Genomic DNA, 22154 nt, shown 5'->3' on the forward strand with positions numbered 1-22154 from the left:
CTCCCGAAAAAAGCAAAGCGCCTTTTATGGCGCTCTGCTGAAACAGCTTTTTATTTTTTAGGCACAACCTGACAAACCGTAAATCGTTCTTCGCTAATCAAATGACCAGCCGCATTTTCCACATCCTCAAGTGTGATGCTTTCAAGCGTCGGCACAACATCAAACAAATCCATCTCATTAAAAGCATACCGGGTAAATTGATTGGCTATATACTCAGGTGAATTGACAGCACGCAGGAATGCACCTATTTTCTTCTTTTTTGTCCGATCAAGTGTTTCCTGTGAAATAGCTCCCTTTTCCCTTGCATCCAGCAGCATCTTTTGCAATGTATCAGCTAAACGGTCAGGATCATTTGTGTCCCCGCCGACCATGGCAAATCCAAAGCCCTGTTCCTGTGTATAATCAAAGGAGAATGTGTCATCAATTAACCCTTCATTATACAGTGAGCTGTAGTGCTCAGAGCTTTTACCGAATAAGATATCCAGCAGCACATTCAGACTCAGTTCATTTTTGAGCATTTCTTTGCCGGACTGATTTGCATTACTGCTCTTTATCCCAACAAGGCACTTTGAGGTCTGAACATTCATCTCAAGAACCTTTTTCTTTTCGGCCGCTTCAGCAGGCTCTTCTTCGAATTGGCGTTTAATTTCCTGCATCTCTTTATAATCCTTCTTGCTTTGATTCGTTCGAACCTGAGACATAATCTGATCCGGATCAACGGGTCCAACGATGAACAGCAGCATGTTGCTTGGGTGGTAGAAGGTTTCATAGCATTCATACAGCATATCTTTTGTAATATGGGAAATGGACTCGATCGTACCTGCTATATCGATTTTAACCGGGTGGTTTTTATACATATTTTCGATCAGTCCAAAATATAAGCGCCAGTCAGGATTGTCATCATACATGGTGATTTCCTGGCCGATGATGCCTTTCTCTTTTTCAACAGTCTTTTCTGTAAAATAAGGGTCCTGCACAAAATCAATCAGAGTCTCAAGGTTCAACTCTACGTTCGATGTGCTGGAGAATAAATAAGCAGTCCTCGTAAAAGAAGTAAATGCATTGGCTGATGCTCCCTGCTTGCTGAATTGCTGGAATACATCTCCGTCTTCTTTTTCAAAAAGCTTGTGCTCCAAAAAATGGGCAATCCCATCAGGAACATTTACAAAATCATCTTTCCCGGGGGGCAGGAAATGATTGTCGATCGAACCATATTTCGTTGTAAACGTGGCATAGGTCTTGTTAAATCCCTTTTTCGGCAAAACATATACATCCAGCCCATTTTCAAGGTTTTCATAATACAGCTCTTCCTGAAGCTGGTCAAAAGTGATTTTTTCCATTACTTGCCCGCCTCCTTTCCTGTCAGGAAATACACTGTATCCAAACTGACCTTCTTAGCTGTTTCGGCAATTTCCTCTTTAGTTACCTTATTCATTTCATCCATCCAGGTTTGAAGCGTAATTTCTTTGCCTGACACAACATTATGATAGAGGACTTCGACAATCCCGCGGGCTGTATCAACAGTCTCCAAAAGCTGATTTTTTATGACAGCTTTGGTCTGCTCCATTTCCTGTTCCGTAAAGTCCCCGTTTTTCATGGCTTCCAGCTGTTCTTTAATAATATTAACTGCCTGGTCATAATTACTATTATCGATCCCCGACATAACCATCATTAAGCCTTTATGGCTTTCAAGGCGGCTGGCTACATAGTATGCGAGACTGGCTTTTTCGCGGACATTCAAGAACAATTTTGAGTGTGAAAAGCCTCCAAAAATTCCATTGAATACCTGCAGGGCATAATAATCAGAATCACCGTAAACGACTTTTGTCCGATAGCCGATATTTAGTTTCCCCTGCTTCACATCCTGTTCTTCCCTGACTTCGTTAACAGATTCTCTGATTCTTCCTCTAGATGCCGGCGCTGCCTGCGGGGTTCTTTCCTCTAAAGATAAAAGCTCCCTTGCGTAGGATTCGGCATCTGCCTCGTCCACATCACCTATTACATATAAATCAAGTTCATCCTGCGCCATTGCCTGCTGATAATATTCATATAGACTTTCAGGCGTAATTTTATCCACATCTTCTTTCTCGCCATGCACATGGAGCGCATATGGCTCATCCTTGCACATTTCCTGTACCAGCCGAAAATTGGAATAGCGCATTTTATCATCATAAACGGATTGAATCCGCTGTTTCAGCGTCCTTTTTTCTTTTTCAACCGTATCCTGGTCAAAAGCCCCGCCTTGCACATTTGGCTTAGTCAGGATCTCCGATAAAAATTGGAACGCTTTTTTCAATAGAGGCGTTGGGTCTGAAAGAAACTTCTCATTTGCAATTTCAACAGAAATGGTAATGACATGATACTCACCCTTTTTCGCCAAATCGACAAAAAGAGTTGCACCATATAATTCATCTAGATAAGAGCGCAGCTTTCCGGTTGCAGGGTATGACGAACTGCTGCTTTGCAGGACATGCGGCAATAAAGATCTTAATGTAACAGTATCCTTTTCAAGCGGAGCTTTCATTTTCCAGACCAGTGTATTGGTTTTATATTTCTCTGTTTTAACTACATGAAGCTTAAAGCCATTCATGGCTTTTACGGATTCAGAGATTACAGCCATTTCTTTTCCTCCTGTCGGTAGATTGATGAGTCCAAAGTACGGTCAGTATTAAGAATAGGGATCAACACCTATATGTAAACACTTTGCTGCTATCTTCTATAATATCCTTTGTATTAAATCATATTCTTACTATACCTTGCCCTATTTCTTTATTTCAAGTTATTGGCTGTCTTGGAAGGTTATAGAACAAAATAAAAACCCCTTTTAGGGGTTAGCTTACAAAGACTGACTTAAGTTTAGTATCATGATTTTTCATCACTTTTCCGCATTCAAAATGCACCTGGTTTTTCCCGGTATTCTTCGCCTGATACAGATACTAAACGATTCACTATTCCATCGTAAAGTGCCGGAAAGTACCGGCAAATAAAACAACAAAGCCGCAGCGGCCAAAAAAAGCCAGCGCAAATAGGAAAAAATCTTTTCTGTTTCATAATCATCTATATATAAGGAAAAACGCATAATCAAACCTCTAATCTCTTATCTAATTAACAAAATATTAACACATTTGCCTCAATGAATCACAAATTAAAATAGGATAAGATTTGCGCTGAAAAAAGCCCCATTTCTAAATGAAATGAGGCTTTGCTGTTTAGCGCTTTCCTTTTATATATGGAGTACCAGATGCTTTTGGAGCATCGGCGCGTCCTATGAAACCAGTCAATGCCAGAATCGTTAAAACATATGGTGCTATGAGAAGATATACATTTGGAATATTCTCAAGGAATGGAAGGCTCGAGCCGATGATACTCAAGCTTTGCGCAAACCCAAAGAATAAAGCCGCCCCCATAACACCAAGCGGATGCCATTTACCAAAGATCAATGCTGCCAATGCCATAAATCCCTGGCCGCTGATCGTTGCATGGCCGAAATCTGAAGAAATGGATTGTGCATACACACCGCCGCCGATTCCTGCTAGGGCACCGGAGATTAATACCCCAATGTATCTCATTCGGGTAACATTAATACCCATTGTATCTGCAGCCATTGGGTGTTCACCAACCGCTCTCAGCCTTAGCCCGAATGGAGTTTTAAACATCACAAACCAGGCAAGAAATGCCACGGCAATCGCTGCAAATGAAGTATAGTATGTGTTTGAGAAAAACAGTTTTCCTATTACGGGTATATCGCTCAAAAATGGTATATCCACCTTGCTGAACCCTTTTTGAATAATATCCGTCTGGCCTTTTCCATAAATGAATTTAACCAGGAACAGTGCAGCTCCAATTGCCAGAAGGTTAATCGCAACACCTGAGACTACCTGGTCTGCTCTAAACGTAATGGAAGCAACAGCATGCAGGATGGATAAAAGTGCTCCTACAACCATAGCTGCCAATAATGCTACCCATGGGGTCATGCTGCCAAATACATCTACGAACGTAAGGTTAAAGACTATGGCAGTGAATGCTCCAATTACCATCAATCCTTCTAAACCAATATTTACAACACCGGAGCTTTCTGAAAAGTTTCCGCCCAAACCAGTGAAAATAAGCGGGGCTGCCCAAAGCAATGTTGATGGAATAATAATTAATAGGATCTCCATTAAGCCCACTTACTTCACCCCCTTTTTGCTGATACGGTCAATAAAGATGCGAATCATATAGCTTGCTGCAACAAAGAACACAATAAGAGCAATGATAATATCCACCAGTTCATTTGGAACTCCAGCTTCAAGCGGCATGTTTAAGGCGCCGACCTTCAAGCTTCCGAATAGCAATGCTGCAAAAATAATTCCGATTGGACCGTTACCGCCCAGAAGGGCAACCGCAATACCATCAAACCCTACTCCGGTAAATCCGCCTTTGATGGCTGCGTATCCGAATGTACCCAAAGCTTCCATCGCACCTGCAAGACCAGCAAATGCTCCTGAGATTACCATTGAAAGAATAATGTTTTTGCTGACGCTCATGCCTGCATATTCAGATGCATGCTGGTTAAAGCCTACAGAGCGCAATTCGTATCCCTTTGATGTTTTTTCTAATAGGAACCACATTATAAACACACAAGCTAAAGCAATTAAAATTCCCCAGTGCAGACGGGAATAGTCAGTTAAGCCCTCAAGAAATGGGGAACGCAGTGATGCAGAGTCTGCAATCATCTCCGTACGGTCACTTTTGTCTGAAAGGACCGTACGGATTATATAGTTCGTTACATGCAATGCCACATAGTTCATCATGATCGTGACAATTACTTCATGGACTTTAAACTTGGCTTTCAGCAATCCCGGAATAAATGCCCATAGTGCACCCGCTGCTGCAGCTGCAAGAACAGCCAGCGGCAGATGGATGAACTTTGGAAGTTCAAATGCAACCCCTACCCAAACAGCAGCAAGCCATCCGACGATTAGCTGCCCTTCAACACCGATGTTAAATAAGCCTGTACGGAAAGCAAATGCAACTGCCAATCCGGCAAGAATATAAGGTGTGACCTGTCTGACGACTTCACCAGTGTAGTAGATTTCTCCAAAAGCACCGTTCCATAGGGCATTAAATGCAGATCCGGCATTATACCCTGTTGCTATCATTATGATTGTACCTACTAATACGCCGAGCAGAACGGCAACTAGAGGCACGACAATATTCTTCATGCGATTAGACATGGTTTTCGCCACCCGCTTCCTTCCGTTTAGAACCGGCCATCAATAAACCTAATTCTTGTTCAGTTGTTTGTTTCGGGTCAACTACTGCTACAATTTCACCCTCATAAATAACAGCAATACGGTCGCTGACATTCATGATTTCATCCAATTCAAATGAAATAAGCAGCACAGCTTTCCCCTGGTCACGCTGTTCAATCAGACGCTTGTGAATGTATTCAATTGCTCCGACATCCAATCCGCGTGTCGGCTGAGCAGCGATCAGGAGATCTGGATTGCGGTCAATTTCACGTCCGATTATGGCTTTCTGCTGGTTACCTCCGGAAAGTGCCCTAGCAAGTGTATATTCACTTGGGGTTCTGACGTCGAATTCTTTAATCAGCTTTGTTGCTTTGCTGTAGATTTCTTTAAAGTTCAGAACACCTTTTTTAGAGAATGGAGCTTTGTAATAGGTTTGCAGAACCATATTCTCTCCAATTGGAAAATCAAGTACAAGTCCATGCTTATGACGGTCCTGAGGGATATGCCCTACGCCCGTCTCCGTTACTTTCCGCGGTGACATATTAATAATTTCTTTGCCATTCAATTTAATTGAACCGCTTTCAGACTTCCTCAAACCTGTAATAGCTTCTATTAACTCAGACTGTCCATTTCCATCTACACCGGCAATACCGACAATTTCCCCGGCCCGTACATTAAGGTTAAGCTTATTAACCACGCCAAGCCCCCGGGAATCTTTTACATTTAAATCCTGAATTTCAAGCACTTGCTCCTGTGGCTTCGATACTGTTTTATCCGTTTTAAAAGTAACTTCCCTTCCCACCATTAAACTGGCAAGTTCATTAGGATTCGTCTCGCTGACATTAACCGTACCGATGCCGACCCCTTTGCGGATGACCGTTACTCGATCACAAACTTCCATTATTTCCTTCAGCTTGTGGGTGATTAAAATAATAGATTTGCCTTCCTGGATTAAGGTTTTCATGATCTGAATAAGCTCTTTAATTTCCTGTGGAGTAAGAACTGCAGTAGGCTCATCAAAAATAAGGATTTCTGCTCCCCGATAAAGGGTCTTTAAAATCTCTACCCTCTGCTGCATTCCTACAGAAATATCTGAAATTTTCGCCTGCGGGTCAACAGCAAGTCCATATCGCTCAGAAATTTCCCTGACTTCCTTCTCAGCCTTTTTAATATCTATTTTTCCGCCTTTAGTCGTTTCTTTTCCTAGAATAATATTTTCAGTGACGGTGAAACGGTCTACTAGCATGAAATGCTGGTGGACCATCCCGATGCCCAAGTCGTTTGCTATATTTGGATCGGTGATGCGCACCGGCTTTCCTTTAACTTTTATTTCACCCTTTTCAGGCTGATATAAGCCAAAAAGGACGTTCATTAATGTTGATTTGCCCGCACCATTTTCGCCAAGCAGCGCATGAATTTCACCTGGTTTCAGCTGAAGCGTGATATTATCATTTGCTACGATTCCAGGAAACTCCTTGCGGATGTTGAGCATTTCAATAACATAATCCATTTGTTTCACTCCTTGCTCAAAATATATGGAAATCATTAGTAGTAAGAGGTCAGACCTTGGCAATTCTTAGAAAAACCTGGCCAAAATGCCAAGCTCATCTTAATGAATAGAAAAATATGATTATTGCATTAAAAATCTAAGTGAAATACAGAATTTTTTCTGTCCTTCAATTAAACTTTTAATTTTAAAAAAAGGAATAAGAGGCCGCAGTGCAACCTGCTTATTCCTTGTAAGTAAATTATTCAGCTGAAAAAGAAGCCAGTTCATCTTTTGTAGATGGAACAGTCAGGTCACCATTCTTGATCTTTTCCTGCCATTCTTTAACTGCACCTTCGATTTCTGCTTTAGTAGATACTTCCGGATTGATAGTAGCAAGGCCTACACCGTCTTCAGCCAATCCGTAAGTAGTCGTTTCTCCGCCAGGGAAGCTGCCGTCTTTTGCCTTTGTAGAAAGGTCCTTAACAGCATTGTCTACACGCTTAAGTGCAGATGTAAGGATTACATTGTGCTCTTTGCCATCGATTTCAACTACACCTTCAGCTGTCTGGTCTGAGTCAACACCAATTGCCCAAAGTTCTCTTGCCGGGTCTTTCTTTTTAAGGTCACGAGCTTCCTTGAATAGACCGTTGCCTGTTCCGCCAGCAGCGTGGAAGATTACGTCTACGCCAGAAGAGTACATTTTAGAAGCAATTGTCTGACCTAATTCAGCTTTATCAAATGCTCCAGCATATTGAACTTCTACTTTAATATCAGGGTTTACCGCTTGAACACCAGCAAGGAATCCAGATTCGAATCGCTCGATAACCGGAATCTCCATTCCGCCGATGAAACCAATTTTGTTTTCTTTAGTTGCTTTTGCTGCAGCAACACCTGCAAGGAATGCAGCTTCCTGCTCTTTGAACATGATGCTTGCTACGTTTGGCTGATCAACAACCGCGTCAACGATTCCGAAATGCGCATCCTTTTGCTGCTGGGCAATCTCATTGATTGCACCTTCCATTAAGAATCCGATACCGAAAACAAGATCAAAATCTTGACGAGCTAATGTATTAAGGTTTGTAGAATAGTCAGCATCTGACTGTGATTGAAGATAGTCAAATCCGCCTTTTCCTTTTTCAAGTCCATTCTCTTCACCAAATGCCTGTAATCCTTCCCAGGCAGATTGGTTAAATGATTTATCATCTACACCGCCGACATCTGTTACCATCGCTACAGAGAATGCTTTTTCTTTTTCGTCTCCGCCAGCTGTTTCTCCGCCTTTTTCTTCGCTTTTGCCGCAAGCACCCAGAATCGTTCCAGCAGCAAGAACTAAAGATAGCGCCAATCCGAATTTACGCTTTTTCAAGGTTGGTACCCCCTAAGAAATTGTTTTTGCATTAGCGGAATAATTGTGTTTTCGTATATCCCCAAAAGCTAGATTCTCTTTCTGAGGACATGGAAACTGAACTTATCAGCTCTGAAATAATTGACCGAATAGAGAATCGGTGTATCCGCTTCATCGAAATGCATCTGCTTTAATACCAGCAATGCAGTTTCAGGGTCACATTCCAGAATAGGTGAAATTTTCTCGTGATAGCCAATAGGCTCGATTTGGGCAACAGCATAGGTGATTTTCCGGTTTGCCTCTTCTTCAAGCATGTTGAGGAGCGACTCTTGTTCGTGGGAAAATGTGTCCGGGAGAATATCCTCAGGAACTTTATCCACACAATAAACGACCGGTTCACCATTTGCAGTTCTCACCCGCTCAATCACGGCAATCTCCTGGTCTAACGAACATGAGAATCTGCGGATATCATCTTCAGTCGGTCCCATAGTTACAGAACTTAAGAAAACGGTTCCCGGCTTCATCCCTGCCTGCAAAATCATATTTGTGACACTATTAAGCTGTTCGATGCCTGATGTGAAAAGCGGCTTTGCATTGACAAAGGTGCCTACACCATGACGGCGGATAATTACGTTTTCTTCTTCAAGAATGCGCAATGCCTCCCTCAGTGTAGCTCTGCTAACACCAAGCTGTTTGGCAAGATCAAATTCAGACGGAAGTTTTTCTTTTTCTTTATAAACTCCATCTTCAATGTCTTGTTTTAATCGATCGATGACTTGCAAATATAAATGCCGGTTATCTGACTTAATAGACATGCAGGGTTCCTCCAACTTCAGTTCTCAAGACATCAGACCTCTGATGTTCAATCATTCCTACTAATCGAAAATACTATAACACTTTTTACCCAATAAAGAAATAGAAATTTATCAATTTGTCGAAAAAAGGTGAAAAGAACAAAATGTTTGTGAATCCCTCTGTACCAATTCCTTTTTTCTGGTATAATACTACTTTGAAAACGATTACATTTAAGATTTCTGCTAAAAAAGTAACTGACAATGAATCCTATTTTGTGATGAGTTGAAAGTACCATACCTCTTCATTTTATGTAAGCGTTTTTAGTAGTATGGCATATTCCCATACCTTTTTTTATTGACGTCATTTTTTTGCCCTATATCTCTCAAATACATTAAAAAATGGCCGTCCGAAGACTGGCCATTTTTTAATGTGTCATTCTTATAAAGTTTAGGAACTTGCTTCTTCCGAAGGCTTGCCCTGCAGCACAGCTCTTGGCTTGCTGCCTTCATATGGACCGACAATGCCCCTTGCTTCCATTTCATCAATCAGCCTTGCAGCTCTGGTATAGCCGATCCTGAATCTCCTTTGAAGCATGGATACAGAAGCAGTCTGCATTTCCAGAATCAATTCAACAGCTTCTTCATAAAGATCATCATCCACTTCTCCTGACGCTTCAGGGATATCCTCTGGAATCATCTCTTCCTGATATTGTGCCTTCTGCTGACCAATGACGAAATCCACGATCTCTTCTACTTCTTCATCAGACAGGAATGCACCCTGTACACGGACTGGCTTGGAAGCACCTACAGGCAGGAAGAGCATATCGCCTCTTCCCAGAAGTTTTTCAGCACCGCCCATATCTAAAATGGTTCTGGAATCCGTCATGGATGAAACGGCAAATGCAATCCTTGATGGTATATTCGCTTTGATCACACCTGTGATAACATCTACTGACGGACGCTGGGTTGCGATGATTAAATGGATGCCCGCTGCCCTTGCCATTTGAGCAAGGCGCGTGATGGCATCTTCGACATCGGAGGACGCTACCATCATTAAATCTGCAAGCTCGTCCACTATAACTACAATGTACGGCAGAAGGGGCTGCTGTGCTTCCTCTTCGGCATTATGCCTTTTTACATACTCATTATAGCCTTCGATATTTCTTGTCCCGGTATGGGAGAAAAGCTCATAGCGCCTTTCCATCTCATTGACGACTTTTTGCAGCGCCTGAGCTGCTTTCTTCGGATTTGTCACTACCGGCGCCAGCAAATGCGGCACCCCGTTATATACATTCAATTCCACCATTTTTGGATCGATCATCATTAATTTTACTTCATGCGGTTTTGCCCTCATCAAAATGCTGGTAATGATTCCGTTAATGCACACACTCTTCCCGCTTCCTGTTGCACCGGCAACAAGAAGATGGGGCATTTTGTTGAGTTCTGCAAGGACAGCCTCTCCGGTAATATCACGGCCAAGCCCGATTAATAGCTTCGAGTCCGGTTTGTCGTTTTGCTTGGATTCAATAACTTCCCTAAGAGAAACCATGGCTACTTCAGAGTTAGGAACTTCTATTCCTATGGCGGATTTTCCGGGAATTGGTGCTTCTATCCGGATATCCTTGGCTGCCAGTGCCAGTGCCAAATCATCATTCAGACTAACGATTTTGCTTACCTTTACCCCAACATCGGGATGAACCTCATATTTTGTAACAGCGGGTCCTAAATGAACCTGTGTCACTCTCGCTTTTACCCCAAAACTCTGAAATGTTCTTTCGAGCTTAGCAGCATTCGCATGGATAAGCTCATACTCACCACTTTGATCCGTCTGCCTTGGCAATTTCAATAGTCTGATTGGCGGCAGCTCATAGTCTTTGTTTTCCACTTCAGTAAACGTAATTGGCGGCGCATTCTCATCCTCCGGTTCAGTCTCTGCTGCTTCCTGAACCTGATTAGAAGCCGCTTCCTGAGGATCCTCCTGATAAGCTCTTTCGGCAAAGCTTGAAATAATCGGTTCTGGCGCCGGTTCAGCAGTATTATTGATGGTAATAACAGTCTCTGGTTCTTCTTCGTGCTGGAGAGCCTGCTGTTCTTCTTCTCTTCTTGACTGTCTTTCTTCTCGTCTTGCTCTGCTATTTTGTTTCCATTCTTTCATATCATCTATAAAAGCAGCCCATTGTTTTTTACAGAAATTCAGCATTGCGGCCATCATTTTTCCGGCAGCATCTCCGAACGTTTTTCCTGTAATGAGAACGAAACCGATAATAATTAATAAAAAGGCCACAATCTTTGAACCTGCTTCATCAAAAAGATAATAAAACAGTGCGAAAAAAATTGCCCCCAGCATTCCGCCGCCTAAATCGGTTGTGCTTGTTTCTCCCCGGACCTCCATCCGGAATAGTTCCCATGTATTGGCTATCACACTTGGATCATCAAACTTCCCGCCATTTGAGAGAAGCTGAAATAATGTGACATGGCTTAACAGCAGCAGGGAGCTGATAATGAGATAAATGCCAATTAATTTTGTGTGGAATAGATAGGGAAGAGATCTCTTCCACATCAGGTAACCTGAAAATATGACTAATCCTATCAGGCTGAGCATGTACCATTCTCCCATAAAGAAACGGAAAAAAAGCACGGTTGCTTTGCCGACCGCTCCCAGTTTAGCAATTGATATTACAGCAAGTGCCAGTATGATCAGCGCAATAAGTTCAAATTTCATTGTCCGTTTCAGTGTTTCGCTCTTTTTAGATTTTCTTTTCTTTCTTTTGGCCATTTTATCACCTTATCATTGTTCTTATTAACAGCATCATCAAAAATCCATTATGTAATACATCATGTCTGCTATGAAAGAAGAAGCAGCCATTTTTTGGCTGCTTCTAAAGTTACTTTTATTATATCATATCAATTCTTAATTAAGTTGTTTTTTGAATGTATTTCTCAGCTTAACTGCGTCAAGGTGATCATGGACCCGGGAGTATATCTTTCATCCATATAATGGGTGGGGTCGCTGCTCATGATTCTTAAGATTCGGCATTCCTGTCCTGCGTTCATTTCAACTAAGAGCGGGATTCCTTCATAAGACACAATTTTCTGTTTGCCAAAATCATCCTGCTCATTTTGGTAAATGAGCTCTTGGGGCATCATTGTATAAAGGATCATTGAACCATCACTTCTTCTTTAGGTTTATTCATATCTATCAGCTCATTCAGCTTTGCCAGCGCAGGCCCTACCCCGCCAACTTCATCAATCAGGCCATATTCAACAGCATCCCTGCCGACCACGTTTGTCCCAATATCCCTGGTTAGGTTGCCTTTATCAAACATCAGGTCTTTAAATTTCTGTTCGGAAATATTTGAATGCTTTGTTACAAAATTAATGACCCGATCCTGCATTTTATCCATATACTCAAAAGTTTGCGGCACACCGATTACCAGGCCGGTCAGTCTGATAGGGTGGATGGTCATCGTAGCCGTCTCTGCAATAAATGAATAATCGCATGAAACAGCAATAGGCACACCAATGGAATGGCCTCCTCCAAGGACAATGGAGACGGTTGGCTTTGATAAAGATGCCAGCATTTCTGATATTGCCAGTCCGGCTTCCACATCACCGCCTACTGTATTCAAAATGACCAAAAGACCTTCTATCTTTGGGTTTTGCTCAATCGCTACAATTTGAGGAATTAAGTGTTCATATTTTGTTGTTTTATTTTGCGGCGGCAGCTGAAGATGTCCTTCTACTTGTCCGACAATGGTCAGGCAATGAATTTTGGAATCCTGAGACAGCTGAGGCACATTCGTTTGTCCAAGCTGCTGAATCTTCTCCATAAGAGCAGATGGTTTATCCTCTTTTGGCTGTTCTTGCCCTTCCCCGCCCTCATTGCGGTTATTTTTCATATCGTTTTCCATCCTTATTTCTCCCTTCAAGCAATATATTGTTAGTATGAACGCGGGATTCTTTTTCATGCGTTTTATTGCTGAAGACAGAAGGCAAAAAACACAGCCTGGCATTGAATTCCAGGCTGTGTTTTATTTGTTATCCCTCCATCAGAATTGGAAGGATCATTGGTCTGCGTTTTGTTTTTTCATACAGATACTGATTCAGGCTGTCACGCATATCCTGCTTAATGCCGGACCAGTCAAAGGATTCTCTGGCAAGGTTTTGCTCTACCGCTTCCTTTACTATTTTTACAGCTTCCTCCAGAAGCTTTTCTGATTCCCTGACATATACAAAACCTCTTGTAATGATTTCAGGGCCAGCTGATATTTTCTTTTCCTTTTTATTAAGAGTGACCACCACTAATAAGATTCCATCCTGCGAAAGCAGCTTTCGATCCCTTAATACGATATTTCCGACGTCGCCGACACCGATTCCATCAATCAGCACATTTCCTGAAGGGATTTTTCCTCCGGGAACGATTACACCATCTTTAATTTCTGCTACATCGCCTTTATCAGGGATGAAAATTTGTCCGCTTGATATTCCGCAGTCCTTGGCAATTTTAGCATGCGCTTTCAGCATACGGTATTCCCCATGAACTGGAATGAAGAATTTCGGACTCATCAGATTAATCATAAATTTAAGTTCTTCCTGGCTGCCATGGCTGGAGGTATTAAAAGTTCCCTTTCCAGGGATGACTTCAGCACCAGCTCTAAACAGCATATCAATCGTTTTAAAAATTAATACCTCTGTTCCCCTTAATGGAGATGCGGCCAGTAAAACGGTATCATCCTTCTTGATATTCACCTGTCTATGAGACTGCTTCGCCATTTTTTGAAGGGCTTCAATCGGCTCCCCCTGATTACCTGTGGTAAGAACAACGATCTGGTCATCACTGTATTTGCTGATTTCAGCGACAGGTATTATCACATCTTCTCCGACCTGCAAGTATCCAAGCTGCATGGCAATATCAAAGATCTTTTGCAGACTTCTCCCGACCACTGCCACTTTTCTGCCCGTTTCCATGGCCGCATCAAAAATATGCTGTATGCGGATTAAGTCAGAAGCAAAGGAAGCTGCAATGACTCTCCCCTTAGCAGCATAGAATGCAGCTGTCATCTCTTTGGCCACTTTCGATTCTGAGTTGGTGTACCCCGGCTTTTCTGCTTCTGTACTGTCAGATAGCAGGCAAAGAACCCCCTCTTCCCCTAAGCGCGCCATTTTGCCGATTTCAGGTTTGTATAAGGCAGTCGCTGCCTGATCAAATTTGAAGTCTCCTGTATATACAATCGCACCTTCGGAAGTATGGATAGCCACTCCGACACTATCCGGTATGCTATGGCCAGTCCTGAAAAAAGTTACATCTGCCGAATCAAATTCAACCTTGGTATCTGAATTTATTTCAATAAACTTTGCTTTGCCTCTGTATTCCTGTTCCTTCATTTTGGCTTTGGCCAGCGCCAGAGTCAGCTTTGTCCCATAAACAGGAACATTGACCTTTGTCAGCACATAAGACAGGCCGCCAATATGATCCTCATGCCCATGTGTCAGAAAAATTCCTTTCACTCTTTCCTTGTTTTGAACTAAATATGTAATATCCGGTATCACGATGTCAATTCCGAGCATTTCATTTTCAGGGAACATTAATCCGGCATCGATTACATATATGTCCTCGTCCACCTCTGCCAAATACATATTCTTCCCAAGTTCTCCGACTCCTCCGAGTGCTGCTAGCTTGATGCTTTCATTCTGTCTCTTTTTCAATGTACGTATCCTCCCATGCATGTTCAGCCGATCAAGATCAGTTATCCATATTATACTTGAAGTCATAAAACCATGACAACCAAATTTATACATAGGGCTTAATAGGGCGGGCAAGATACTTTTGCCTTCTCATAAACTTACAGAGTTTCATTGTAGAAAAATGTTGGCTCTGGTTTAGGGTACTTGGAAGACCCATGACGACCATTTCCACTTTCAGCTTTTGATTTTGGGCTTTATGCGGGCTCACTGGCGACCGTTTCCTCTCAACGCTTTTGGTTTTGGGCTTCATGCGGGCTCCATGACGATCGTTTTCTCTCAAGGCTTTTGATTTTAAAGCTTCATGCGAGCTCCATGGCCATTCATCTCAAGGCATTATATTTCTGGTTTCATGGAAGCTCGAAAGACGGCTTATTGACAAAAATAAAAACCAACCAGCAAAACACTGGTTGGCAAGCACGGAATTATTTAAATAGGGCAGCAACTGCGCTGCGTTCCTGTTCTGTTAACGGAACCATAGGAAGACGGACGGATCCGACATCCAGCCCTCTAAGCTGCAGCGCTGTTTTTACAGGCACTGGGCTTGGGGCAGCAAAAAGGCCTTCCATGATCGGAAGAATTTTCTGATGGATTTTTGCAGCCTTTTCATTTTCACCATTCAGGTAAGCTGTGATCATTTCCTGCATTTCATTGCCAATCACATGGGAAGCCACAGACACGATTCCAGTTCCCCCAATTGCCATGCATGGAAGAGTAAGCCCGTCATCACCGCTATAAAGCATAAAGTCCTCATCCGTATTGGCAATGATTTTTGCCATAGCATTCAGATCTCCGCTTGCTTCTTTAACTGCCGCAATGTTTGGAATTTCCGAAAGGCGGATGATCGTTTCAGGCAGAATATTGACCGAAGAGCGGCCAGGAATATTGTAAACCATTACTGGGAGGCTCGTGTTTTCTGCAATTGCCTTGAAATGCTGATAAAGCCCTTCCTGATTTGGCTTATTGTAATAAGGTGCAACGATCATGATGGCATCTACACCAATTTGCTCTGCTTTTTTCGTTAATTCAATGGATTCGTACGTATTATTGCTCCCAGTGCCTGCAATTACAGGCACACGTTTGTCAGCCACTTTCACTGCGTGTTTGAATAATGCCAGCTTTTCCTCTTTGGTCAATGTTGGCGACTCGCCGGTAGTTCCGGCAATTACCAATGAATCTGTACCGTTTTCAATAAGATGATTGATAAGCTGTGTTGTTTTAGGGAAATCAATATGTCCCTTATGATCGAATGGCGTTACCATTGCTGTTGATACTCGGCCAAATAGAACCATGTTTACACTCCTTGCAGATGTTTAAAAGACCGGAAGAAACGGGCGGATCTGCCGAATAGGATGCAAATCCGTCGTTAACCGCTGAAGGGCTTTCTTCCCCTTTTTAAACATGATATTTTTCTTAGATTAAATGTCTGTTCTCTCATATTCTGCCAAATCTTCTTCCAGGCGAAAAGCATCGTGCAATGCATTAACAGACTTTATCAAATCTGCCTGCTTCACCAGAACCCATATTGTTGTATGGCTGTCTGCAGATTGCAAGATACGAATTCCCTGCTCGGACAATGCTGTCACAATTCGTGAAGCCACACCAGGAACACCCTGCATTCCTGCACCTACAACCGAAACCTTTGCGCACTCTCTTTCAACCAGTGGATCGTGACCCAGGCCCTTTAGAATACTAATCGCTTTATCAGTCATTTCTTCCGTAACCGTGTAGTTGACGCCATTTGGATATATATTGATAAAGTCGACGCTTATCCCCTGGTTTGCCATCGCTTTAAAGACCTCAGACTGAAGATCATATTGATCTTTCTTCGCAAGAACCTTTATTTGAGTCACATTGGATACGTGGGCAATTCCTGTTACGGAGCGCTCTTTAATATCTGTCCCGCGCCTGTTCTTATTCAAAGTTGTGACAAGTGTTCCGAGACTATCGGAGTATGTTGAGCGGATTCTGATCGGAATCTTGGCCTGCATGGCAATTTCGACAGCACGAGGGTGAATAACCTTAGCACCCTGATACGCCATATTGCAGACTTCCGTATAAGTGACAACTGATAATGGGCGTGCATTTTCGGCTATGCGCGGATCAGCAGTCATGATGCCTTCCACATCAGTAAAGATATCAATCCACTCGGCATTTAGGGCTGCGCCAAGAGCCGCTGCGGAGGTATCACTGCCGCCCCTTCCGATCGTTGTGACATCACCGGTTTTAGAAGAACCCTGAAAACCTGCAACGACGATGACATCTTGATTCTCAAGCTCTTTCAATAGTCTGTCGCACTTCATATCGATAATTTTTGCATTTGTATGATCATTATTTGTTCTAAATCCTGCCTGTGCCCCTGTTAAAGCTGCTGCTGTGATTCCATGTTCATTCAGCATGTTTGAAAAAACGACACTTGAGATGACTTCACCGCAGGATAAAAGCAGATCCGTTTCGCGTTTGCTGATCTTGCTGTTATTGCCTTCTACAAGCGAAAGCAGTGTGTCTGTTGCATAAGGATCGCCTTTTCGGCCCATCGCTGAAACAACAACAACAACCTTATATCCGTCAGCCAGCGCTTTTTTTATGTGCTTAAGCGCATGTTCGCGGCTATTTTCATCGCGAACTGATGTGCCTCCATATTTTTGAACGATGATATTCATTAAAACACCTCTAACCTCTCAACATAAAGAGAATACGTTAACTATTTCACTATTCCAAGTTTAATTAAGCTTTCGGCGATCTGCACGGAATTCCATGCAGCCCCTTTAAGAAGATTATCAGAAACCACCCACATATGGAAGCCTTTATCCTCATCCAAATCTTTGCGGATACGGCCGACAAACACATCATTTTTACCGACACAATCAGCAGGCATTGGGTAAATCTGATTATCCGGATCATCCTGCAGGACAACACCTGGTGCACTTTCAAGAAGGCTCTTTATTTCATTTGCAGCAACGCCGTCTGTATCCACTTCAAAATAAAGGGACTCTGAGTGTCCGGTTGCCACCGGGAGACGCACACATGTAGCAGCCACTTGCAGCCCTGGCATATGCATGATTTTCTTTGTCTCATTGATCATTTTCATTTCTTCAAAAGTGTAGCCATTATCCTGAAACTTATCAATTTGCGGAATCGCATTGAAAGCAATCTGATAGTGTTTTTTATCGCTCTTAACAGGAAGAATTGCAGGCTCATACTCTTCATTATTTATAATGGCTTTTGTCTGCTCATTCAGCTCTTGAACTGCAGCTGCTCCTGAACCTGAAACAGCCTGGTAAGTAGAAACAATCACTTTTTTCAAACCGTATTTTTCTTTAACCGGCTTTAGTGCTACAACCATTTGAATCGTAGAACAGTTTGGATTGGCGATAATGCCATTATGTGTATGAAGGTCGTCTTCATTTACTTCAGGTACGACAAGAGGCACATTTGGATCCATACGGAATGCACTTGTGTTGTCTACCACAATGGCACCATGTTCAACCGCATGTGGAGCAAGTTCCTTGGATACGCTTCCGCCGGCACTGAATAATGCGATGTCCACGCCTTTAAAGCTCTCTGGCTTTGCTTCCTGAACCGTATACTCCTGTCCATTGAATGTTACCTTCGAGCCTGCAGAACGGGCTGATGATAAAAGTGTTAATTCAGAGATTGGAAATTCTCTATTTTCAAGTGTTTGAATCATTTGCTGACCAACTGCACCTGTTGCTCCAACTACCGCGACATGAAATCCTTTTTTCTGTTCCAAATTTCTTTTCCCCTTCCAGTACCATTATATTTTTCTAGCAAAATTAGTTTTTTAGTGAAAAAGCAATATGCCCAAAATTCAATAGAACGGCAGCCAAATACAATTGGCAGCCGTTTTCCTGCCTGATTTTGAAGATGGCAGGCTTCCATTTATATTATCAGCATATTGTCATTACTCCAAGGTGTTAATATTAAATTAAACACAGCTTGGAGGTTGGTTATCTTAATAACCTTTATTCTAACATATTCGTTCACTAAAGGACTAAAAATTTTTGCTAGAAAAAATAGGGGGCTAACTTTCGTCTTTATATCTTTCCACTAAAACAGGCTGCAGCTGCTTGCCTTCCATGGCATGAATCACTGTGTCAGATAATGCTGTCATTCTTGCCACCATTGAATTTGGCTTCTTTACAGGATCGTCCTGGCCATATGGAATAAAATAAATATTTTTCGTAGCCATTAGTCTCATTAAGTTTACCCCGTTTAAACCCAATGCATCATTGGTGGATATTCCGAGCACAACTGGTTTGCCGTTTCTTAAAGTTGCCTTTGCTGCCATCAGGACGGGCGAATCGGTCATGGCATTGGCAAATTTGCTCATGGTATTTCCAGTTAGCGGGGCAATCACCATACAATCCAGAGGTATCTTAGGTCCCAGCGGTTCCGCTTTCACAATTGAATCGATCACTTTATTTCCAGTCAGATCTTCAATTCTTTGAACCCAGTCTTCCCCTTTCCCGAATCTAGTCTCAGTGCTCTTTACCGTAAAGGTTACAACCGGAAGCACTTCAGCCCCTGCAAGAACGAGCCTTTCTATTTCCGGAAACACTGCATCGTATGTGCAATGTGATCCTGTTAAACCAAATCCGATTCTTTTTCCTTTCAAACTCATTTTGTATTCCCCTTTCTCTTTTGCAAATCTTCCATAATCAATTGAGAAAGAACATTCGCCAGTATCTGCCCCGCTGTTTTCGGAGCAACGATTCCAGGCAGGCCTGGTGCGAGCAGCGCTTTCACTCCCCGTTTTTCCGCATAGCGAAAATCGGTTCCTCCGGGCTTTGAAGCCAGGTCAATGATAAGCGTATGTGTAGGCATTTTCGAAATGACGGACGCTGTTACAACTAAATGAGGAGCAGTATTTATGCAAATATCAACATCTTTTACAGCATCTTCAATCTCTTTCAGGTTGAATGGGGTAAGACCCATTTCTGTTATCCGGGCAATGTGTTCACTTTTTCTCGCGCCTACCTTTACTTTTGCACCCAGTGCACGAAAGGTTCTTGCTACACTCATTCCAACTCTGCCAAGGCCGATTACGGCTATATTAGATCCATGAATGGTGAAATCAGTATGCTGGATCGCCATCATGATAGTTCCTTCTACTGTTGGAATTGAATTGTAAATGGCTACATCATCTCTTTCAAATAATTGAACAAGACGGCGGTCTGCCGACTTGGTAACTCCTGTTAAATACGAGTTGGTTATGCCGGAATAAACTGTACAGTGTGCTGGAGTCTGCGAGAGAATTTCCTCTTCAAGAGTCACCTTTTCATTGGAAAAAATTGTTTCAATCTGCCCCTCAAGGCCCGTGCCGGGAACAGGCAAAATAATCGCGTCTATATGGGAAAAATCCACTTCATCTATTTTTTCTTTTACCGCACCAGAGAACGCATGATCCAGCTGCTCAAATCCGATTAATGAGAGCTTTGCATCAAGCTCAGTCAGTTTCCGGATGATTTCGAGCTGCCTTGCATCACCGCCGATGACTGCTATTTGGGTTCCTGTCAGCATGCAACACTCACCTTCTTTTTTCTTTCTTTTTAAGAAAGCATTTATTTTTGAAGCCAATGACCGCATGACTCCTGGTAAAAAATATCCTCGCACCGGCATCGCCACTATACAACAGCTGCGGCACGAGACAGCAATTGCACAAGCAGATTTATCTTATACGAAATGTGGCGTTTTTTTGGCCGGCAATTCATCTAATAACCATAAGGGAATTGTTGTATTGAACTACTTCAACATCTTATGTATGAAGGGGGCAATAGGTGAGTTTTCCATTTAAAAGAAAATGGATCAGCGTGGAAAGAAATTTTTAGACATTAAGGAGATGAGATTCCAAAAAACAAAAAGGACCTAATCGGCCCTTCTTTCAAGATTATTCCTGCTGACCATCATTTTCCGGAATATCAATAATGATCATGTCATTGCCTATCTTTCTTATATGCTGCCATGATACCCGAATTTCGTCTCCTTGCCGCTTGAAGCCGAACCACTTTAATGAAGGAATGAGCAATGCCTGGATCTGTCCACTTTTTTCATTTATTTCAAGATCTGTCTGCCCAAGCACCCCAAGCCGTTCCGCACGCTTCACATCCACGATTTCCTTTCCGCTCAGCTCACTTAATCTCATCCTCTGCCCTCCTCTTTTCTCTTTCTCTATATTTTTATCGTTCTGGGAGAAGTTTTAGAAGTCCAAGACAAAAGAAAACAGCCTGCAGAATACAGGCTGTTTCTCTCATGTTGATTTCCGGTTTTGCAATCGGGACACAACAAACTTATTAAAGGTTTTTCGGAAGTTCTCCCTCCGGGCTGATTAAAGCCACAGAGTAATGCTCTGTGAAAATGGACTTCGCCATGTCATTCACGCCTTGCATGGAAACTGCATCGATTTCTTCTACAATTTCATCCATAGAACGATGGCGGCCCAGCAGCAGTTCGTTTTTGCCATTCCGGCTCATTCTGCTGTTTGTACTTTCAAGGCTAAGCATCAAACTTCCTTTAAGCTGTTCTTTACTGTTATTCAGCTCTTTATCTGTGATGCCTTCTTTTTTAAGAGTGGCAAGAGTTTCCTGAATCGTATCAAACAGTACATCCAGCTGTTTAGCGCCTGTTCCGCCGTATAGCGTCACTATACCGCTATCCTGGAAGGCAGAATGATAAGAGAAAACAGAATATGCCAATCCTTTTTGTTCCCTGACATCCTGGAATAAGCGGCTGCTCATGCTTCCGCCCAAAATATTATTTAAAACAATCAGATTGTATATATCCTCATGCCCTACCTGCAGCCCCTCGAACCCCAAGCAAAGATGTGCCTGCTCGGTATCCTTTTTACGGGCAAGATGGTTTGAATGGAATTCTGGCTTCTGCTCTGAGCGTTCTCTATTTCCGCCTTCATAGGATCCAAAATATTTTTCTACTTCTTTGATGAAAGACTCATCGATATTTCCGGCAATGGAAATCACAACGTTTTCAGGTGTATAGGTTTCATGCATATACTGCTTTAATGTTTCACCATTAAACGTGGCTAGCGTTCCCTCAGTGCCAAGGATCGGATAGCCAAGAGAGTGGTTCTCATAGATTGCCTTACTCAAAAGATCATGTACAATATCATCAGGCGTGTCTTCATACATTTTGATTTCTTCATAAACAACATTCTTTTCTTTGTTCAGTTCCTCATCCACAAACGTGGAGTTAAAAAACATATCAGAAAGGACTTCAAGAGCAAAGTCAGAATGGGTATCGAGTACTTTTGCGTAATAACATGTATATTCTTTTGAGGTGAATGCGTTCACCTGGCCGCCAATGCTATCAAAGCTCTCGGCAATTTCCCGGGCTGATCTTGTTTTCGTTCCCTTAAAAAACATGTGCTCGAGGAAATGAGAGATTCCATTATTTTCGGGAATCTCGTTTCGTGAACCTGTTCCGATCCATACTCCGATCGCAACAGAACGGACGGTTGGAATGTTTTCTAGTACGACTCTTACTCCGTTTTGGCATGTATATTTCTTGATCAA

Annotated in this window: 19 protein-coding genes; 1 reads left to right on the forward strand and 18 read right to left on the reverse strand. The window is 42.5% G+C overall.

The genetic code is table 11. From position 1 onward, the window contains the following. Positions 1–50: 50 nt before the first annotated feature. From yfmH to dpaA, 16 genes are all read right to left on the reverse strand, one after another. The gene (yfmH, locus tag MKY20_RS20775) at positions 51–1340 is read right to left on the reverse strand and encodes an EF-P 5-aminopentanol modification-associated protein YfmH (protein ID WP_019381796.1); all 1290 of its coding nucleotides are present in this window, start codon (positions 1338–1340) and stop codon (positions 51–53) included. Further along, positions 1340–2620, reverse strand: a complete 1281-nt coding sequence (gene yfmF, locus MKY20_RS20780) for an EF-P 5-aminopentanol modification-associated protein YfmF (RefSeq protein ID WP_019381795.1) — start codon at positions 2618–2620, stop codon at positions 1340–1342. The genes yfmH and yfmF overlap by 1 nt, the downstream gene beginning before the upstream one ends. Before the next feature lie 589 nt (positions 2621–3209). Continuing rightward, a complete protein-coding gene (locus MKY20_RS20785; protein ID WP_009330679.1) occupies positions 3210–4169 on the reverse strand; it encodes an ABC transporter permease in 960 nt (319 codons plus the stop codon). After that, on the reverse strand, positions 4170–5216 hold the full coding sequence (locus tag MKY20_RS20790) for an ABC transporter permease (protein WP_019381794.1): 1047 nt from the start codon (positions 5214–5216) through the stop codon (positions 4170–4172). Next, positions 5209–6744: an ABC transporter ATP-binding protein gene (locus MKY20_RS20795; RefSeq protein ID WP_009330681.1), complete on the reverse strand. Its 1536-nt coding sequence runs from the start codon at positions 6742–6744 to the stop codon at positions 5209–5211. Before MKY20_RS20795 ends, MKY20_RS20790 begins: the two co-directional genes overlap by 8 nt. A 238-nt stretch (positions 6745–6982) precedes the next feature. Beyond that, entirely contained in the window at positions 6983–8089 is a 1107-nt protein-coding gene (locus MKY20_RS20800; protein WP_009330682.1) for a BMP family lipoprotein, read from the reverse strand. Positions 8090–8157: 68 nt separating this feature from the next. Then, a complete protein-coding gene (locus tag MKY20_RS20805) occupies positions 8158–8883 on the reverse strand; it encodes a GntR family transcriptional regulator (protein ID WP_009330683.1) in 726 nt (241 codons plus the stop codon). 427 nt (positions 8884–9310) lie between these two features. After that, positions 9311–11638 carry a DNA translocase FtsK gene (locus MKY20_RS20810; RefSeq protein ID WP_251266685.1) on the reverse strand — a complete coding sequence of 776 codons (2328 nt, stop codon included), beginning with the start codon at positions 11636–11638 and terminating at the stop codon, positions 9311–9313. A gap of 164 nt (positions 11639–11802) precedes the next feature. Then, entirely contained in the window at positions 11803–12024 is a 222-nt protein-coding gene (locus tag MKY20_RS20815) for a YlzJ-like family protein (RefSeq protein WP_009330685.1), read from the reverse strand. Then, complete coding sequence (locus MKY20_RS20820) at positions 12021–12773, reverse strand: ClpP family protease (protein ID WP_019381791.1); 753 nt, start codon at positions 12771–12773, stop codon at positions 12021–12023. Before MKY20_RS20820 ends, MKY20_RS20815 begins: the two co-directional genes overlap by 4 nt. Before the next feature lie 127 nt (positions 12774–12900). Next, positions 12901–14568, reverse strand: a complete 1668-nt coding sequence (locus tag MKY20_RS20825) for a ribonuclease J (RefSeq protein WP_251266686.1) — start codon at positions 14566–14568, stop codon at positions 12901–12903. A gap of 461 nt (positions 14569–15029) precedes the next feature. Next, a complete protein-coding gene (dapA, locus tag MKY20_RS20830) occupies positions 15030–15896 on the reverse strand; it encodes a 4-hydroxy-tetrahydrodipicolinate synthase (protein ID WP_009330688.1) in 867 nt (288 codons plus the stop codon). A 126-nt stretch (positions 15897–16022) separates the two neighbouring features. Further along, on the reverse strand, positions 16023–17267 hold the full coding sequence (dapG, locus tag MKY20_RS20835) for an aspartate kinase (RefSeq protein ID WP_009330689.1): 1245 nt from the start codon (positions 17265–17267) through the stop codon (positions 16023–16025). 41 nt (positions 17268–17308) lie between these two features. After that, on the reverse strand, positions 17309–18358 hold the full coding sequence (gene asd / locus MKY20_RS20840; RefSeq protein WP_019381789.1) for an aspartate-semialdehyde dehydrogenase: 1050 nt from the start codon (positions 18356–18358) through the stop codon (positions 17309–17311). Positions 18359–18649: 291 nt separating this feature from the next. Then, positions 18650–19249 (reverse strand): dipicolinate synthase subunit B, encoded by a 600-nt coding sequence (gene dpaB, locus MKY20_RS20845; RefSeq protein WP_019381787.1) that lies wholly within the window; start codon positions 19247–19249, stop codon positions 18650–18652. Next, positions 19246–20148, reverse strand: coding sequence for a dipicolinic acid synthetase subunit A (gene dpaA, locus MKY20_RS20850; RefSeq protein WP_009330693.1), 903 nt, complete (start codon positions 20146–20148; stop codon positions 19246–19248). The genes dpaB and dpaA overlap by 4 nt, the downstream gene beginning before the upstream one ends. Here dpaA and MKY20_RS20855 point away from each other — a divergent pair. After that, on the forward strand, positions 20120–20422 hold the full coding sequence (locus tag MKY20_RS20855) for a hypothetical protein (RefSeq protein WP_157380159.1): 303 nt from the start codon (positions 20120–20122) through the stop codon (positions 20420–20422). The genes dpaA and MKY20_RS20855 overlap by 29 nt on opposite strands. Before the next feature lie 93 nt (positions 20423–20515). On the opposite strand, the gene MKY20_RS20860 is transcribed toward MKY20_RS20855, so the two are convergent. After that, positions 20516–20770, reverse strand: a complete 255-nt coding sequence (locus MKY20_RS20860; RefSeq protein WP_009330694.1) for a YlmC/YmxH family sporulation protein — start codon at positions 20768–20770, stop codon at positions 20516–20518. A gap of 148 nt (positions 20771–20918) precedes the next feature. Then, positions 20919–22154, reverse strand: a complete 1236-nt coding sequence (locus MKY20_RS20865; RefSeq protein WP_217025416.1) for a M16 family metallopeptidase — start codon at positions 22152–22154, stop codon at positions 20919–20921.

The organism is Cytobacillus sp. FSL W8-0315 (assembly GCF_038002905.1).
Classification (GTDB): domain Bacteria; phylum Bacillota; class Bacilli; order Bacillales; family Cytobacillaceae; genus Cytobacillus; species Cytobacillus pseudoceanisediminis.

Bases quoted from the DNA above. Each gene is read 5' to 3' on its own strand.
- yfmH (WP_019381796.1), bottom strand. From the start codon at position 1,340: ATGGAAAAAATCACTTTTGACCAGCTTCAGGAAGAGCTGTATTATGAA.
- yfmF (WP_019381795.1), bottom strand. From the start codon at position 2,620: ATGGCTGTAATCTCTGAATCCGTAAAAGCCATGAATGGCTTTAAGCTT.
- MKY20_RS20790 (WP_019381794.1), bottom strand. From the start codon at position 5,216: ATGTCTAATCGCATGAAGAATATTGTCGTGCCTCTAGTTGCCGTTCTG.
- MKY20_RS20795 (WP_009330681.1), bottom strand. From the start codon at position 6,744: ATGGATTATGTTATTGAAATGCTCAACATCCGCAAGGAGTTTCCTGGA.
- MKY20_RS20805 (WP_009330683.1), bottom strand. From the start codon at position 8,883: ATGTCTATTAAGTCAGATAACCGGCATTTATATTTGCAAGTCATCGAT.
- MKY20_RS20810 (WP_251266685.1), bottom strand. From the start codon at position 11,638: ATGGCCAAAAGAAAGAAAAGAAAATCTAAAAAGAGCGAAACACTGAAA.
- MKY20_RS20815 (WP_009330685.1), bottom strand. From the start codon at position 12,024: ATGATCCTTTATACAATGATGCCCCAAGAGCTCATTTACCAAAATGAG.
- MKY20_RS20820 (WP_019381791.1), bottom strand. From the start codon at position 12,773: ATGGAAAACGATATGAAAAATAACCGCAATGAGGGCGGGGAAGGGCAA.
- dapA (WP_009330688.1), bottom strand. From the start codon at position 15,896: ATGGTTCTATTTGGCCGAGTATCAACAGCAATGGTAACGCCATTCGAT.
- dapG (WP_009330689.1), bottom strand. From the start codon at position 17,267: ATGAATATCATCGTTCAAAAATATGGAGGCACATCAGTTCGCGATGAA.
- dpaB (WP_019381787.1), bottom strand. From the start codon at position 19,249: ATGAGTTTGAAAGGAAAAAGAATCGGATTTGGTTTAACAGGATCACAT.
- MKY20_RS20855 (WP_157380159.1), top strand. From the start codon at position 20,120: ATGACTGCTATTTGGGTTCCTGTCAGCATGCAACACTCACCTTCTTTT.
- dpaA (WP_009330693.1), bottom strand. From the start codon at position 20,148: ATGCTGACAGGAACCCAAATAGCAGTCATCGGCGGTGATGCAAGGCAG.
- MKY20_RS20860 (WP_009330694.1), bottom strand. From the start codon at position 20,770: ATGAGATTAAGTGAGCTGAGCGGAAAGGAAATCGTGGATGTGAAGCGT.